This window comes from Dokdonia sp. MED134 (assembly GCF_000152925.2).
In the GTDB taxonomy this organism is placed as follows: Bacteria; Bacteroidota; Bacteroidia; order Flavobacteriales; family Flavobacteriaceae; genus Dokdonia.
In genome coordinates this window covers 372,036-387,279 of the sequence record NZ_CP009301.1, presented here as the reverse complement: position 1 = coordinate 387,279, position 15,244 = coordinate 372,036, and the positions used below count along the sequence as shown (strand labels likewise).

General features: G+C 38.7%; 16 protein-coding genes. 6 read left to right on the top strand and 10 right to left on the bottom strand.

Translation table 11 applies throughout. From position 1 onward, the window contains the following. Window positions 1–42: 42 nt before the first annotated feature. The 5 genes from MED134_RS01710 to mnmE all read right to left on the bottom strand — a co-directional run bounded on the left by MED134_RS01710 (window position 43) and on the right by mnmE (window position 4,926). Window positions 43–453, bottom strand: coding sequence for a Fur family transcriptional regulator (locus tag MED134_RS01710; protein ID WP_021779104.1), 411 nt, complete (start codon window positions 451–453; stop codon window positions 43–45). Between the two features lie 749 nt (window positions 454–1,202). After that, window positions 1,203–1,664 (bottom strand): hypothetical protein, encoded by a 462-nt coding sequence (locus tag MED134_RS01705; RefSeq protein WP_021779105.1) that lies wholly within the window; start codon window positions 1,662–1,664, stop codon window positions 1,203–1,205. A gap of 667 nt (window positions 1,665–2,331) precedes the next feature. Continuing rightward, window positions 2,332–2,856 carry a hypothetical protein gene (locus MED134_RS01700; protein ID WP_021779106.1) on the bottom strand — a complete coding sequence of 175 codons (525 nt, stop codon included), beginning with the start codon at window positions 2,854–2,856 and terminating at the stop codon, window positions 2,332–2,334. After that, on the bottom strand, window positions 2,856–3,290 hold the full coding sequence (locus MED134_RS01695) for a hypothetical protein (RefSeq protein ID WP_021779107.1): 435 nt from the start codon (window positions 3,288–3,290) through the stop codon (window positions 2,856–2,858). Before MED134_RS01695 ends, MED134_RS01700 begins: the two co-directional genes overlap by 1 nt. Window positions 3,291–3,537: 247 nt before the next feature. Then, window positions 3,538–4,926, bottom strand: a complete 1,389-nt coding sequence (gene mnmE / locus MED134_RS01690) for a tRNA uridine-5-carboxymethylaminomethyl(34) synthesis GTPase MnmE (protein WP_021779108.1) — start codon at window positions 4,924–4,926, stop codon at window positions 3,538–3,540. Window positions 4,927–5,004: 78 nt separating this feature from the next. Between mnmE and MED134_RS01685 the strand changes: the two genes are divergently transcribed. Further along, window positions 5,005–5,370 (top strand): DUF4870 domain-containing protein, encoded by a 366-nt coding sequence (locus tag MED134_RS01685; protein WP_021779109.1) that lies wholly within the window; start codon window positions 5,005–5,007, stop codon window positions 5,368–5,370. On the opposite strand, the gene MED134_RS01680 is transcribed toward MED134_RS01685, so the two are convergent. Together MED134_RS01680 and MED134_RS01675 are read right to left on the bottom strand one after the other, a co-directional pair. Further along, window positions 5,362–5,643, bottom strand: coding sequence for a DUF3817 domain-containing protein (locus MED134_RS01680; protein ID WP_021779110.1), 282 nt, complete (start codon window positions 5,641–5,643; stop codon window positions 5,362–5,364). The genes MED134_RS01685 and MED134_RS01680 overlap by 9 nt on opposite strands. A 59-nt stretch (window positions 5,644–5,702) precedes the next feature. Next, complete coding sequence (locus MED134_RS01675; protein ID WP_021779111.1) at window positions 5,703–6,803, bottom strand: esterase-like activity of phytase family protein; 1,101 nt, start codon at window positions 6,801–6,803, stop codon at window positions 5,703–5,705. Between the two features lie 157 nt (window positions 6,804–6,960). On the opposite strand from MED134_RS01675, the gene MED134_RS01670 reads away from it, so the two are divergent. Continuing rightward, complete coding sequence (locus MED134_RS01670) at window positions 6,961–7,677, top strand: SDR family oxidoreductase (RefSeq protein ID WP_021779112.1); 717 nt, start codon at window positions 6,961–6,963, stop codon at window positions 7,675–7,677. A gap of 60 nt (window positions 7,678–7,737) precedes the next feature. Here MED134_RS01670 and MED134_RS01665 read toward each other — a convergent pair whose 3' ends face one another. Continuing rightward, window positions 7,738–8,121, bottom strand: a complete 384-nt coding sequence (locus tag MED134_RS01665; RefSeq protein ID WP_021779113.1) for a hypothetical protein — start codon at window positions 8,119–8,121, stop codon at window positions 7,738–7,740. Between the two features lie 109 nt (window positions 8,122–8,230). Here MED134_RS01665 and MED134_RS01660 point away from each other — a divergent pair, with 109 nt between their 5' ends. Both MED134_RS01660 and MED134_RS01655 read left to right on the top strand, forming a co-directional pair. Then, complete coding sequence (locus tag MED134_RS01660; RefSeq protein WP_021779114.1) at window positions 8,231–8,740, top strand: DUF6155 family protein; 510 nt, start codon at window positions 8,231–8,233, stop codon at window positions 8,738–8,740. A 104-nt stretch (window positions 8,741–8,844) separates the two neighbouring features. Further along, complete coding sequence (locus MED134_RS01655; protein WP_021779115.1) at window positions 8,845–10,368, top strand: DEAD/DEAH box helicase; 1,524 nt, start codon at window positions 8,845–8,847, stop codon at window positions 10,366–10,368. Between the two features lie 81 nt (window positions 10,369–10,449). Here MED134_RS01655 and MED134_RS01650 read toward each other — a convergent pair whose 3' ends face one another. Together MED134_RS01650 and MED134_RS01645 are read right to left on the bottom strand one after the other, a co-directional pair. Then, complete coding sequence (locus MED134_RS01650) at window positions 10,450–11,757, bottom strand: dipeptidase (protein WP_021779116.1); 1,308 nt, start codon at window positions 11,755–11,757, stop codon at window positions 10,450–10,452. 147 nt (window positions 11,758–11,904) lie between these two features. After that, entirely contained in the window at window positions 11,905–13,155 is a 1,251-nt protein-coding gene (locus MED134_RS01645; protein ID WP_021779117.1) for a hypothetical protein, read from the bottom strand. Window positions 13,156–13,487: 332 nt separating this feature from the next. On the opposite strand from MED134_RS01645, the gene MED134_RS15240 reads away from it, so the two are divergent. Together MED134_RS15240 and MED134_RS01640 are read left to right on the top strand one after the other, a co-directional pair. After that, a complete protein-coding gene (locus MED134_RS15240) occupies window positions 13,488–13,628 on the top strand; it encodes a hypothetical protein (protein WP_021779118.1) in 141 nt (46 codons plus the stop codon). Between the two features lie 197 nt (window positions 13,629–13,825). Continuing rightward, window positions 13,826–15,223 carry an NAD-dependent succinate-semialdehyde dehydrogenase gene (locus MED134_RS01640; RefSeq protein WP_021779120.1) on the top strand — a complete coding sequence of 466 codons (1,398 nt, stop codon included), beginning with the start codon at window positions 13,826–13,828 and terminating at the stop codon, window positions 15,221–15,223. Window positions 15,224–15,244 lie beyond the last annotated feature (21 nt).

Sequence of the window (15,244 nt, the reverse complement as noted above, 5' to 3'; positions counted from 1 at the left end):
TTACAAATGTAAAAGTCTTATGGTGCAACTCGATTGCAAAGATTATTTGTTGCAGTTGTTACACAATCCTTTTACAACCATATTTGCTTGTTGTATTTTGAAGTTTTCGGGAAGTTCGATGTTTTGAAAAGGAACGTCAAAAAGACAAAATGTTTTGTTGCAGTTATTACAATAAAAGTGGTAGTGTAAGTCTTTTGGGTCGCAGTTACATCCTTCTGCACAAACAGCATATTTTATCATACCTGAACCATCTTCTATGCTATGTATAATTTTGTTCTCTTCAAACGTTTTCAAAGTTCGAAAAATAGAACTCCTGTCTGTATAGATTAATGCGTTTTCGATGTCTTTAAGAGACTGTGCTTTTTCTTGACTTAAAAGATGTCTCAAAACCACAGTTCGAACTGCGGTATTTTTTACATTTTTTATTTTAAGGATTTCATCAACGGTTTGCATTTCTCTAAAATAGAGTTTTTAATTTAGATTTGTTGCGTTAAGTTCTTGAGTGCGCAAAGTTTTTTTCGCATTACTTACAACAGGCCACTACATAAAGCGAGTGCGGCATTTTGCTGGTTAGCCTGTATTTATTTGTTTTTTAATTGATTGTCTAAATATACACTTATTTGTGAATCTGTCGCCGCGCATAGAGCTTTCAAAAATGTCGTATTCGCGTTATGTAATAGTTGTGGCTGGTTGCAACTACGTTTGAGCTTTCTATGTTTAAGATGTATGCCCTAGGCATTTTTGAGTCCTGCCTCCGACGAGGAAGAAACGACCGAGAGGAAGGCACAAGGTGGCGGCTGATTGAGTAGGGTGGGAGCTTTAAAATCCTAGCGGGTTTGCTCTATGATCTATCTGTACCAAATCCTTGATTATTGCTCTTACAATCGCTCTAAAACCTATTTTGAAGCGTAGCCATACGACTGCGGTAATAACCAAGTATGCAACTGCCTTTTGTGTAGCTTATTTTATCGTGAACTGCGAGCCCTTGGGCAATCAGCCGCCACGGTTTAGCTATGAACAGTACGGGGGCAAACTAACGTTTGCTTTCCGCCACGCACATAGCGAAATCTTTTTGTTTTGATTTATTTTTTCTAGTCCAGAGCAAAATCCCAAAGATTTTGCGGACATTATAAAAATACGCAAACCTTTGGTTTAAGCCTGAAGCCCGTATTGTTTATAGGTTTTGTTGTAAGCAGTTTTATTTAGCAATACAATTCGGGATTTTTCGTATGCTTTATTGGTTCATCATAAATCAAATGCCAGTCAATTATTCTGTCCGAAATCCAATCATAAATTTCATCCCCAGTTTGTGGTTCGTCTTCAATTTTCAATAAATCCAATTCACTATTAATTTCGGAAATAATCTCTTTGTCAAATACACGCTCATCAGTTAGTTTTTCCCGCAAGTATTCCACTAATATTCCGTGGCATTTTTCATTAAAATTGATGTTTCCATTGCGATTAGCTTCGTCCCGCAATTTTTCGATTGCTCTTAATAATTCTCCAACCACAAATTCCGCCTGTCCATTCTTTGGAACGTAATTAGCCCAAATTCCCCTAGCTTTTTCATCATAAGCTTTCTCCTCACGTATTTTCAAATACTGTTCGTATTCGCCTAACTCATTTTCCTTTTTTCTACCGAAAAGGTTTTTAAAAAATCCCATTTTAAATCTCAGGTTAAATTGCTTACAACAGGCCACTACATAAAGCGAGTGCGGCATTTTGATGGTGTGCCTGTTTTTTGTTTTTTAATTGATTGTTTAAATATACACTTATTTGTGAATCTGTCGCCGCGCATAGAGCTTTCAAACCTGCCTCCGACGAGCGTAGCGAGAGGAAGGCACACATTCGCGTTATGTAATAGTTCTTGCATCCGACGAGTGAGGGAGCACGAGAGGAATGCACTCTTGCAACTACGTGTGAGCTTTCTATAATTGAGATTTGTAACCTTTAGGCATTTTTGAGTCCTGCCTCCGACGAGGAAGGAACGACCGAGAGGAAGGTACAAGGTGGCGGCTGATTGAGTAGGGTGGGAGCTTTAAAATCCTAGCAGATTTGCTCTATGATCTATCTGTACCAAATCCTTGATTATTGCCCTTACAATCGCTCTTAAACCGATTTTGAAGCGTAGCCATACGATTGCGGTAATAACCAAATAAACAACTGCATTTTGTGTAGCTTATTTTGTCGTGAACTGCGAGCCCTTGGGCAATCAGCCGCCACGTGTTTGTGTATGATTTCGTTGCGTGTTTCAGCAACTAAATTAGTAAACAAAAACGAACCAGAGGAAATTCCGAAGGAATTTCCAAGTAAGCTAGAACTAGCAATGAATTATACACGTTGTTGTAAAACGTTTTTATTCAGTAACTCTTTTTCATAACTCGTCCCAAATCCGATGTAACTAATCTCATCAATTTTTATTTTTTCATTTCCAATCCATTCTGCATCTTCGTTCAGCAGTTCTAGTTCTAACTCCTTTTCCGATTGGTTTTTAATCTTACCTACGAAATATGAATCATCATCAGATTCTTTAAAAATAGCTATCAATTTTTCGTTTTTCAGTTCCGATAAACATTCGGACATATTTTCCATTTTTTCAAGAGGTAGTTTTTCAATGAAATCGGAGTAATTATTCTTTTTTATTTCACTTAACTCTTCCTTATCCCATTCTCTATATTTTTCAATTTCATAGTTTCGAATGATAGCGAAACCATCGAATTCTTTAGATTCTTCATTGAAGCAAATGAAAATGAATATGTCATCGTTTGATTTTAAACAAATACCAGAATAAACTTCGTCTCTATTTGGTGCTAAATCAACGTGAATAGGAATTCTATTTTTGATAGTTTCTTTCATTATTTAATATATTCTTCTAGCCAAAATTCGGCATAAGTCCACATAAAATTTTCTTTCTCTTTTGAGAGAAGTTTTTTCAACGAAATTCGGTCGAAATATGTACATCCTGAACAAACAGAAACTAAATCGTTCGATTCGTACGCTTTTTTTATTAATCCTCTGTCGATTTCCGTTAATTCATATTTATTCAATTCCGTTAATCGTTCCGCAACAATTACTGCTAAATATCTTTCCGCTGGATTTTTCGATTTCAGTTTCTTAATTATCTTTTTGTATTTATTATCGTTCAAGTCAAAAGTTACGTCATTCACAACGTCAGATCTTGTTCCACCAGAATAACATCCAAATCCAATTAATTCTTTTAGATTGATATTATCTTGAGAAAATACGATACTTGATAGTAAAAAAGTCAATATTAAAATGGGTATTCTCATTTTTGGTCAAATGTTTTACAACAGGCCACTGCATAAAGCGAGTGCGGCATACTTCGACAGGCTCAGTACAAGCCTTACTGGTTTGCTTTACTTTGTGGTCTTGATTAGTTTGGACTAAATATACATTGAATTCTAAATCATTTTAACTACCCAAACAGATTATTAAAACGTAGTAATTACAGTTTCGCGAAAGCGTATCTACCACAATACATCGATATAGCTACCTTCTCATAAAGTAAAGCACCTCCTACTTCCCGATACAAAAGTTTGCAAAGATGTTGCCTAGTAGCTCATCGTTGGTCACCTGGCCAGTAATCTCCCCAAAGTGGTAGAGCGCCTCACGTATATCTATTGCCATAAGGTCGCCAGAGAGGCCGGTGTCAAGACCGTACTGTACTTTTTCTATTTCTTCTAGGGCTTTGAGGAGGGCATCATAGTGACGTGAGTTTGTAACTATGGTCTCGTCATTGCGCAGAGCGCCTGTGTTTACAAAGTCTAAGAGTTTGTTTTTAAGAGCGTCTACGCCTTGGTTTTCTTTGGCAGAGAGCAGGTGTAGGTTATCTATTTTTGTCGCTATCTCATTGAGTTCTGTAGGAGATAGGGCATCTATTTTATTGGCCACAACTAGTAGTGGCTTGAGTGGGAATTGATTTTTAATTTTTTCTATCTCAAGTTTTACGCTGGCTGTCTGGTGTATAACTTCGCTAGCGGTGTGTAGTAATACAACTACTTGTGCTTGTTTTATCTTTTCAAAAGTCTTTTTAATCCCAAGACCTTCTATCACGTCTTCGGTCTCACGTATCCCTGCCGTGTCTATAAATCTAAAGCCTATACCACCTATAGATAACTCGTCTTCTATAGTGTCTCTGGTGGTACCCGCTATGTCAGACACGATGGCGCGCTCCTCATTAAGTAAGGCGTTGAGTAGGGTAGACTTGCCCACATTAGGTTCTCCTACAATGGCTACAGGTATACCGTTTTTTATAACGTTACCGGTGGCAAAAGAGTCTATAAGGCGCTTGAGTACTTTTGTAATACGAGCTATGAGGTCTTTAAACTGAGTACGATCTGCAAACTCTACATCTTCTTCAGAGAAGTCTAGTTCTAGTTCTATAAGTGAGGCAAAGTTGAGTAGCTCTTGTCGCAGTTGTGCAATCTCGTTAGAAAAGCCACCACGCATTTGCTGCATTGCTATCTGGTGTGCTCCCTCATTATCACTTGCAATAAGATCTGCCACGGCTTCTGCCTGGCTCAAGTCCATCTTACCGTTTATAAAGGAGCGCAGGGTAAACTCTCCAGCCTTTGCTGCTCTACAACCAGAGCGCAGTAAGAGCTGTATAATCTCTTGCTGTATATAACTTGAGCCGTGACAAGAGATCTCTACTGTAGGTTCTCCAGTATAAGAGTTTGTGCCCTTAAAGAGGGATACAAGTACCTCGTCTATGGTGCGCTGCCCGTCCATAATATGCCCTAGGTGTATGGTGTGGGTTTTTTGATTTGCAAGTACTTTGCCGCTTACAGATTTAAAAATGGGTGAGCATATGGCAAGTGATTCTGGACCAGAAACGCGTATCACGGCAATGGCTCCAGCTCCTGCAGGACTGGCGAGGGCAACTATGGTGTCTTGTATATTCATCACTGCAAAATTAAACAAACGTGTAACATTTTCGCGTAAGCGTAGACGTATATGTTAATCAATCAAAAATCTGTTATTATGGAAATTATACAACAAACACCACACGTAAGGGAAGACAAAACGCTTCTAGTACTCACACATTTATCACAGCTATTACATTATGTAGTAGGTTTTGGCGGTCTTATCGTACCGCTCATTATCTGGGCGGCAAACAAGGAGCGCGTGCAAGAACTAGATGAAAATGGAAAGCAGATACTTAACTTCCAGATAAGCCTTATTGTATATGCACTATTGAGCATACCGGCTATCCTTCTATTAGGACTGGGGCTCATCACATTACTAGGGATCGCTATCTTAGGGTTTGTACTACCTATTGTAAATGCCGTAAGAGTAAATAGGGGAGAGAAGCCTAATTATTATATAAGCATCAAGTTTTTAGGCTAGCGGGCGGAGATATTTTTTATCCATCCAGAAAGTACCAAATGGAATGATAGAACACAGCAGTACAATAGCAAGTGTTTTATTGTTCCATTTTAATATGGGCTTCATCATAATAGCCATCACGACATAGGCAAGAAATAAAAAACCGTGTGCCATCCCGATTACTTTGTTTGGCGCACCATTGTCAAAAGCATATTTTAACGGCATCGTGATAAAGAGAATCACAAGAAATGAAACTCCTTCTAGTAAACTAAGTATTCTAAAGCTTTTGAGCATTGTTTATTTTTTTGACAAAAATAATACGCAACGTAAAATGAGCCAACAATAAGCCACACTTATTCTACCGCAAAGAGGATAAGCTGGTTAAGCTGTTTCCCAAAAGAGTTAAAATTATTATCAGAAATAATTATAAGTGACCGTTTCCCACTCTCTAGTACGGGTCCAAAGGTCATTCCCTCTATATTATCTATCATACCATCTGTAAGTTGTGGTCGCAAGGTCTCCATATCTAGTAAAAGGGTTTTAGTCACAGGAGTATATGAGGCTTCCTGCAAGCTTGCAATATCACGTACATCTGTAGCACCTGCGGTATTTACCTTATAAATCTTGACATCATTACCGCCATCACTATGGCCAGAGGCATAAGAGCGCTCTAGTACAAGAAAAGAATCTTTATCATAAGAGAGGATCTCTGTCACACCATTTACCTCTAGCTTGCCAGGTCTTGCCACCTTATCTAGAAGATACACATACTCTGCTGCAAAGGTGCCATCTGCCTCTATATGTGCCATACGCACCGGTGACTGTGCTTCTTTATATGTAGGTTCATTACCGTCTTGCTTAAGCGGTAACTCTGTGGTAATCCAGTAGCTATTATCGCTATAGTCTCTTGTGAGTGCTTCAAAAACGCCATTATTACGAGGTCCTTTATCCTTTTGAGAGATCAAAAACTTAGGGGCAACCGTCATATCTTTTACATAAGCTCCGTCTTGTGATGCCATACGTACAAAGGGTTGTATCCCTTTTGCCACATTGCCCTCACTGCTCCATATAATGTGATTATCATTTGTAACGCGCAGCGCCTCGGGATCTGCAATGCCAGGTGTAAACACGCTGTCCTTATCCTTAAAATAAGTAACTGCTGTAAACACAGGTTGTGATATACTGGCAGCACTAGTTGCTATGCGCGCTGTATAAAATCTAGGTTGTGCTCTGTCATCACAAATCATAAACCACTGTCCGTTTGCATAATCTATAGAAGAGAGACCGCCCACCTTAGTATCGTTATAAGTGGTAGCTGCAGGTATAATAGTCTCATCTATAAAAGTGAGCGTTGTAATTTCGGCCTTAGCGGTGTTTTTTACACCTTTTGATAAGGAGCTGCAAGAAGTTATGAGTAATAAACAAAGAAGCGGGAGTAGGCTACGTAGCTGCATAGGTGCATATCATTTTAGGTTACAAAGGTCTGTCATTTTATGATAATATAACGTTATCATTCTAGATTAAGGGCGTAGCAAATTTTCACAATACTTTAAAATAGTATATTTCCGCTTTCGCGAAAGCGTGATTACCTTTATACAAAACTCAATCACAATGGAAGATTTAAAAGATAAAGTTGCCCTCATCACGGGCGGTACCAAAGGAATAGGAAGAGGCATAGCCGAAGCATTACTCCATCAAGGAATGAAAGTAGCCATCACCGGAAGAGATGAAAAAAGCACCAAAGAAGCTGCCACAGAGCTCACCGAAAACGATAATTACATACTAGGCGTCGCTGCAGATGTAAGAGATTACGATAGCCAGCAGGCTGCCGTAAAGGCAACGCTTGATAAGTTTGGGAAGATAGATGTACTCATTGCAAACGCAGGCTTGGGTCACTTTGAAAACATCACAGATATGACACCCCAGCAATGGAACGAGACTATAGATACAAACCTCACGGGCGTATTTTACTCTGTAAAAGCATCGCTAGAAGCTATAAAAGAGTCAAAAGGGTATATGATTACCATCTCTAGCCTTGCGGGTACCAACTTCTTTGAGAAGGGTACGGCTTATAATGCGAGTAAATTTGGCCTTACAGGGTTTTCACAAGCCTTAATGATGGATGTACGTCAGGATGATGTTAAGGTAACGACTATTATGCCTGGGTCTGTGAGTAGCCATTTTGGCGGGAGAACGCCAGATGAGGGTACAGACTGGCGCATACAACCAGAAGATCTAGGGCAACTCACAGTAGACTTACTTAAGATGCACCCTAGAACGTTACCTAGCAAAGTAGAGGTAAGACCAGCAAAACCACCCACAAAATAAGCGCATAAAAAAAGCCTCAAATTGATATTTGAGGCTTTTTTTTATTTGTGACTTATAGGCTTAGTAATCTCTAAGCGCCTGTACGTACACACGCAGTTCGTCTTCATTTGTCTTTTTGTCTATATTCTTTATAAGAGACATAAAGTAGTGAAAACTCTCTTCTGGAGTACTTTCGGCAACTTCTACTTCAGAGATGATTTCATCATTCTCATCTGCGATATCCTCATCTTGTGGGATAGGGATAGCAAAAGTTCCATACTCTTCTATATGCTCTGCAGAGAGGCGTGTAGCCTTTGCAAGTAATGGTAATTGTTCTGTAATAGTATGTGGGCGTAAAGCTTTTAGGTCTTCAACTACGGTATTTGTAATGATTCCGTTTTGAGCAACATCAGCGATCAGTTTTTTGATCAAGTTTACGGCTTTACTATCTTGTAATGTATTCATTGCAGGTGGTGGTTTAGTAACTGTATTGGTATTGTTACAAAAATAGGTTTTTGAATCGCTTCTTGCCACTATTTTTTATTTTAAATTCGCTACAGGTAATCACTTCTTAATGAGTAAACGAGCACTTAAAAAACACCTTCTAGACTTAGATAATGCTGCCCTTCAAGAGCAAATTATGGAGTTATATGACCGTATACCAGCGGTTAAGACCTATTATGATTTTGTTTTTAACCCTAAAGAAGACAAGCTGGTAGACGAGGCAAAGGTTAAAATAAGTAATGAATATTTTCCTACCCGCCGTAAACGAGCAAGAAAAAGGAGGTCTGTTGCTCAAAAATACATCAAGCATTTTAAAACACTAGGGATGAACCCCTTACTACTTGTAGACGTAATGCTTTTTAATATTGAGATAGCACAAACCTACGCCCAGGGCACCACACCACAACCAGATGCTTTTTATAAAAGTATGCTCAACTCTTTTAAAGAACTCGTACAGTATGCGACCTATCATCATTTACTTGAAGAGGTAGGAGATCGCATAGAGCGCATCGTAAGTCTTACTGAAGATGAGCGCTGGCCTAATGCAACACTTTTTGACGAAGCAGCAGACCCAGAGTAAGATTTTGTAAGATTAGTACTATTTTTTTTGCGGTACGCTTTCGCGAAAGCAGAAAAATCCCTTAGTTTTGCAAGATTGACTTTTAACCGAAGAAACCTACACTTTTGAGCGACCTCATTAAAGAAAAAGACACTCCAGAAAAGAAATTATACGACTATCAATTAAAAGATCTTGACGCGGTCTTTGCTGTGATGGATAGAACTTCGCCAGATTATAATTTACTATACCAATTGCCTACTGGTGGAGGTAAAACCGTTATTTTTTCTGAGATTGTACGTAATTATATAAAACGTGCAAATAAGAAGGTAGTTATCCTTACACACCGTATTGAGCTCTCTAACCAGACCTCGCGTATGCTTACGGAGTTTAAGGTGCCTAATATGATTATAAGTAGTGATGTAAAAACCCTAGACGAAGCAGATGATTATATGTGCTACGTAGCAATGGTTGAGACACTCACAAACAGACTACAAGAAGAGCAAATCACAATGGAAGATGTGGGGCTCGTGATTATAGATGAGGCACACTATAACTCGTTTAGAAAACTCTTTAGCTACTTTAAAAATGCTTTTATACTAGGTGTGACAGCAACACCGCTAAGTTCTAACATAAAGTTGCCTATGAAGGACAACTATCAAGAACTTATGATAGGAGAGAGCATACCTGCACTTATAAAAAGAGGGTTCTTGTCTAAGGCAGAAACCATAAGTTATAACGTAGGATTAAGTACCTTAAAGCTGGGTATTAATGGAGATTATACCGTAAAATCTTCTGATATCTTATATACAGACGCCTCTATGCAGCAAAAGCTGCTTAGCGCCTATGAAGATCAATCTAAAGGTAAGAAGACCCTTATTTTTAATAATGGTATTAATACGTCTAGATACGTACACGAGACCTTTAGACAAGCAGGATATGATATACGCCACTTAGATAACACAAATAGTGCTAAGGAGCGTGCAGAGATATTAGACTGGTTTAAAAATACACCAGACGCGATACTTACCTCTGTAAGTATCCTCACAACAGGTTTTGATGAACCTACGGTAGATACCATTATACTCAACAGAGCAACAAAGTCGCTTACACTTTACTTCCAGATGATAGGTCGTGGGTCACGTATAGCGCCTGGTAAGACTACCTTTAAAGTATTAGATCTAGGTAATAATGCAGCACGTTTTGGTCTTTGGGAAGCACCTATAGACTGGAAAGAGATATTCGCATACCCAGATTTTTACCTTGAAAACCTTATTGCAGATGAGGAGATAGAACGCAACTTTACATACGTTATGCCTCCAGATCTTCGGAAAGAGTTTGCAAATACAGAAAAGATACACTTTGATATAAAGAAGGAATATAAAAAGGTAATTAAAGAAGGTAAGAAGGCAAAGACAGCACTAGAAAATGCCATCGAGCAACACGCACAGATGGTGGTAGAAAATAGTGAAGACGTTTTTGATGCTCGTGTACTGGCTCGTAAATTAAGAGATGATATTGCTTATAGAGTACGCCAGTATTCTTATAGTATTATGAATAATACTCAAAACTATAGAGACTGGCTACAAGAAGATTACGAGCGTAAGTTAAAGCGCAGGATTAACCAAATATGTCGTGAGCGAGATATGTAATATCTCTAAATAATAAAATATAAAAGAGCCCAAACAATCTCGTATTGTTTGGGCTCTTTCATTTTAATCATTTACAGCTCACTAAGATTTCATCTCTGTGGCATAGGCTTGTACCTCGTCAAGTACGCGTAGTAAATTACCACTCCATAGTTGTTCTATTTGTGCTTCTGTATACCCTCTCCTTACAAGTTCTACAGTAACATTCATCGTTTCTGAAGCATCGCTCCATCCTTCTATACCGCCACCACCATCAAAATCTGATGAGATGCCTACGTGATCTATTCCCATCTTCTCAACTAGGTAATCTATATGATCTACAAAGTCTGTCACATCTACAGCAGGAGGGAGGTCTGTGCGTTGTGCGAGTTTCTTTTTTTGTACCGGTAGCATTACGGTTGTATACTTCTCATAATAATCTGCTCGTTGCTCTTGTGGTAAAGCCATTACCTCTTTGCGCTCCATCCATTTAAGACCTATAGAGTCTGCAATTTCTTTTAGTATTTGCTGTGCTTCGGCTTCATAGGCATCGTGCTTCTCTGTATTTAGGTAGCTTTTAAAAGCCACTGTCTGTACAACACCACCGTTTTCTACCATCCACTGTAGTTGCTCATCATCAAGATTACGGCTGTGGTTACATAATGCTCTCGCAGAGGAGTGTGAAGCGATTATAGGTGTCTCACTTAGTTCTATCATTTGTCGCATCGCTTCTTTACTAGGGTGTGATACATCTATCATCATACCTACGCGATTCATCTCTGAAATAACCTCTTTACCTAGATCACTTAGACCATTGTGAAGCCATACATTATCTGCCTCACCGGTATTACTATCACTTAGCTGGCTGTGGCCATTATGAGCAAGTGACATATAGCGGGCACCTAGGTCGTAAAACTTCTCAACGTTTGTAATGTCTGTACCTACAGGATACCCGTTCTCTATTCCTATCATTGCTACTTTTTTACCAGATTTCCAGATCTCTCTAGCTTCTTTTGCACTTGTGGCTAGCTGGATTTGCTCTGGAGCAATCTCTTCACAAAGTTTATGGATAGCGTCAAATTTTGACATAGCATTTTCATAGGCCGCTTTATATCCTTCTTCATTAAGTTCACCTTGACCTGTATAAACGATAAACCAAGGCACATCTAGACCGCCTTCTTGCATTTTTGGTAAGTTTACTTGAGAGGTAAGATTTTGTGTATAATTTATAGAGTCTGTAAAGTTCTTGACGTTTATATCACAGTGCGTGTCTAGCGTCATTACATTTTTATGGATGGCCGTAGCCTTTGCTATAAGTTGGCTTTCTGTCATTTTTTCTGGAGTTTTTACTTCTTTCTCTTGACAAGATTGTAAGAGTAGCACACAAGCAACAACATAAAATAGTTTATTCATTGGTTAGGATGTTTGGATTAAGCATCCTAAGATACTAAAAATGTCTGCTTTATCGTCTAAAAGATATGGCACTATATAACAAAAAGAAAACCCTAGCGCATATAGCAACTAGGGTCTTCCAAACTAACCAACCAAAGTTATTTTCTCCTATCCTCTTCTTGATCTCGTAGTGGTTGCTCTACTTGATTTTTTACTTGATGAAGATCTAGCGCTTGTACTTCTTGTGCTGCGCTGTGGTGTTGCTTTACGCTGTGTACTACGTTGTGAAGTTGCTTTTCTTGCATTAGTACTTCTTGATGTAGTTGCTCTCTTTTGAGAAGAGCGTTGCGTTGTTCTCGCCTGTGGGCGTGATGTTCTGTTACTTGCTACAGACTTATTGCTAGAGCGTTTTGTCGCTGTTCTAGTAGTAGGTCTTGTTGCTGGTCTCGTCGTTCTAGTAGAAGCCTTGCGAGCTGTATTACCAGATCTTGACGTTATTGCCTTTGTACCTCTGCTTGAGTTTCCTCTTGCTGTTGTAGTAGGTCTCCCACGTTGAGCGCCATCACGAGCTACTGCAGTATTTCTTTTTGCGTTTGTAGATCTTGCAGCTGTATTACCTCTTGAAGTAGTACGGTTTGCACGGCTTATGGTTCTTTGTGAGTTTCCTCGACTTGCTACTCTACCAGTATTTGCACGAGTAAAGCGAGCGTTGTTACGATCTACATTATCACGACGACCATTGTTATGTGCTACACGACCTCTATCTGGACGTCTAAAGTCTCTACGTGCATTTCTATATCCATTATTATAACCTCTGTAATAGTTGTTTCTATGAAACGCGTAGTTATAACGTATAGGAGTATAAAATCTTCTGTAAGGCGTTGTATACACTAGACATCTGTTAAAGAGTGGTCTATAGTAATAGTTGTGATATGGGTGAAAAACATAGTTTCTGTTATACACATTTATAAAACCTGTGTAGTGTGAAAAAGCGCCAAAGTTGTTATAGAATATCTGTAAGCCACCTACACGAGAGATTCTGTTGTTTCTGTAAAAGATATTTACATCACCTGCTTGTGAGATACGACCATAGTTGTCATAATATAGAGGTGTATTTTCTATCTGTATCACAGCTCCATACTCGTCATACTGTACGTAAGGGTCATAATCAAAACCTGTGTTAAAACTTATCCCTACAGGTCCAGCGTTTACAGATAGACTTACGCCCTCTACATATTCTGGAATGTAAAAATCAAATTCGCCATCTGGAAAGACAGAAAACTCTATCCCGTTTTCTACAAAGATGTATTTACTTCCGTCGTAAACTGTTCCTCGTCTTATTGATGTATCTTCTTCTGCTGCATAGGTACTTCCTGCAAAGGTGAGTAGACCTATAAATAATAATGCTATCTGTTTCATAATATTCGTTTTTTATCAATGTGGATTGATGTTCACGATTACCTAAATACAAGTAGCGTGCCAAAGTTCGAAAACGTTATCGTGTTAAGAGGGTGTATATATACGCTTTCGCGAAAGCATAACAAGGATTAATTAATTATAACTATATGAAATACAGACACTTGTAACCTAATTCGTTTTGATAATTCTATATGTATCTATGATCAATTATGGAATTCAAAATATTTAATATTCTTATAAAAATAATTTTGAGTAATGGGTAAATTGTTAATTATCTGTTATTTAAAAAGACAGCATTTAGATTTTAAAATACCTTTACAATAAAAAAAGCTATGCATAAGTCAACCACAAAAAAACACGCAGATTTTCAAGATCCCTATCGTCGTTCGTCAAATTTTAGACGCATTATCCCAAAGGAAACTTTTGCCGTAGAGGGTGATGGCAACGTGACTTTAGATACAGAAGAGAACTAGGCACGAGCCTAAAATTTATTTACACAATAAGAGAAGCCTTTTTATCAATATGATAGAGAGGCTTCTTTTTTTTTGCTTTCGCGAAAGCGTAAAACTCCATTGTTAAACTTCTCTCAATACACTTCACAAAAACTATTAAAGCCACTTTGCTCAGCACACAATCCTTGTAATTTTATAAAAAAACCAAACAAGATATTATGGAAAGAGAGATAAAAGGAGGTTTTAGAACCATTAATCCGCATACCGAAAAAGAGATTGCAACCTATACCTACTTTACAGAAAGTGAAGTAAATGATGCAATAGACAATTGTCACGAAGCTTTTCTAGAGTGGAAAGGAAAGTCACTAGACGAGCGTGCCACTATTATAAAAAACATAGGTAAGGAGCTTAAGAGTCATAAAGAACAACTCGTACAATTAATGACAGACGAGATGGGAAAAGTGGTGACGCAAGGAGGATCTGAAATAGATTTATGTATCGCCATTGCAGAGTATACTGCAGCAAATGCAGGAAAAGAATTAGAACCTATAGAGCGTGAGTTACCAAATGGAGGTAAAGGAATCATTACCTACTCACCAGAAGGTGTCATATATAGTATACAACCGTGGAATTTTCCAACATACCAACCGCTACGTGTTGTGATAGCAAACTTAATGGCTGGTAATGGAGTGCTCTTAAAGCACGCGCAAAATGTAACAGGTAGTGCATTGCTCGTAGAAGAAGTATTACGTAAAGCAGGTGTCCCAGAAGGACTTTTTAAAGTACTAGTAATAGATCACAGCCAGTCTAATGATGTGATTAAGAATGATAAGGTACGTGGTGTAACCTTTACAGGAAGCTCTGCTGGAGGACGCAAAGTAGCCGAAAAAGCTGGTGCTGCCATCAAGAAAACAGTTCTTGAGCTAGGTAGTAACGACGCATATCTAGTTCTAGATGATGCAGATATTGAAATGGCTGTAAAGGCTTGTGTACAAGGACGCCTTATTAATAATGGAGAAACCTGTATCGCTGCCAAACGTTTTGTGGTGGTAGATAAAGTGTATGATGCTTTTAAGGAAGGGTTTGTACAGGGTATGAAAGATGCCGTAATGGGAGATCCTAACAATGAAGAAACCCAACTGGGACCTATTGCACGTGAAGACTTAAGAGATTTACTTGCAGACCAAGTAAAGAAAAGTGTAGAAAAAGGAGCCGTGATAGAAGTAGGAGGAGAGGTGCCAGATAACACGGGGTTTTATTACCCATCTACCGTATTAAGTAATGTAGAGCCAGGGCAACCCGCTTATGATGATGAGCTTTTTGGCCCAGTAGCATCACTTATACGAGCAAAAGATAATGAAGACGCAATGCGCATTGCAAATGATAGCCGTTTTGGACTAGGAGGAGGAATCTTCTCAAGAGATGAAAAAGCTGCTATAGAACTTGCTCAAAAGCACTTTGATACCGGGATGGTATTTGTAAACTCATACGGACTTGCCCAGCCTATGATGCCTTTTGGAGGCGTAAAAGACTCGGGGTATGGTAGAGAGCACGGAGGTTTTGGACTTAAAGAATTCGTAAATGCAAAATCTGTAATGCTCGTAGAGGAGTCGTAAGAAATACGCTTTCGCGAAAGC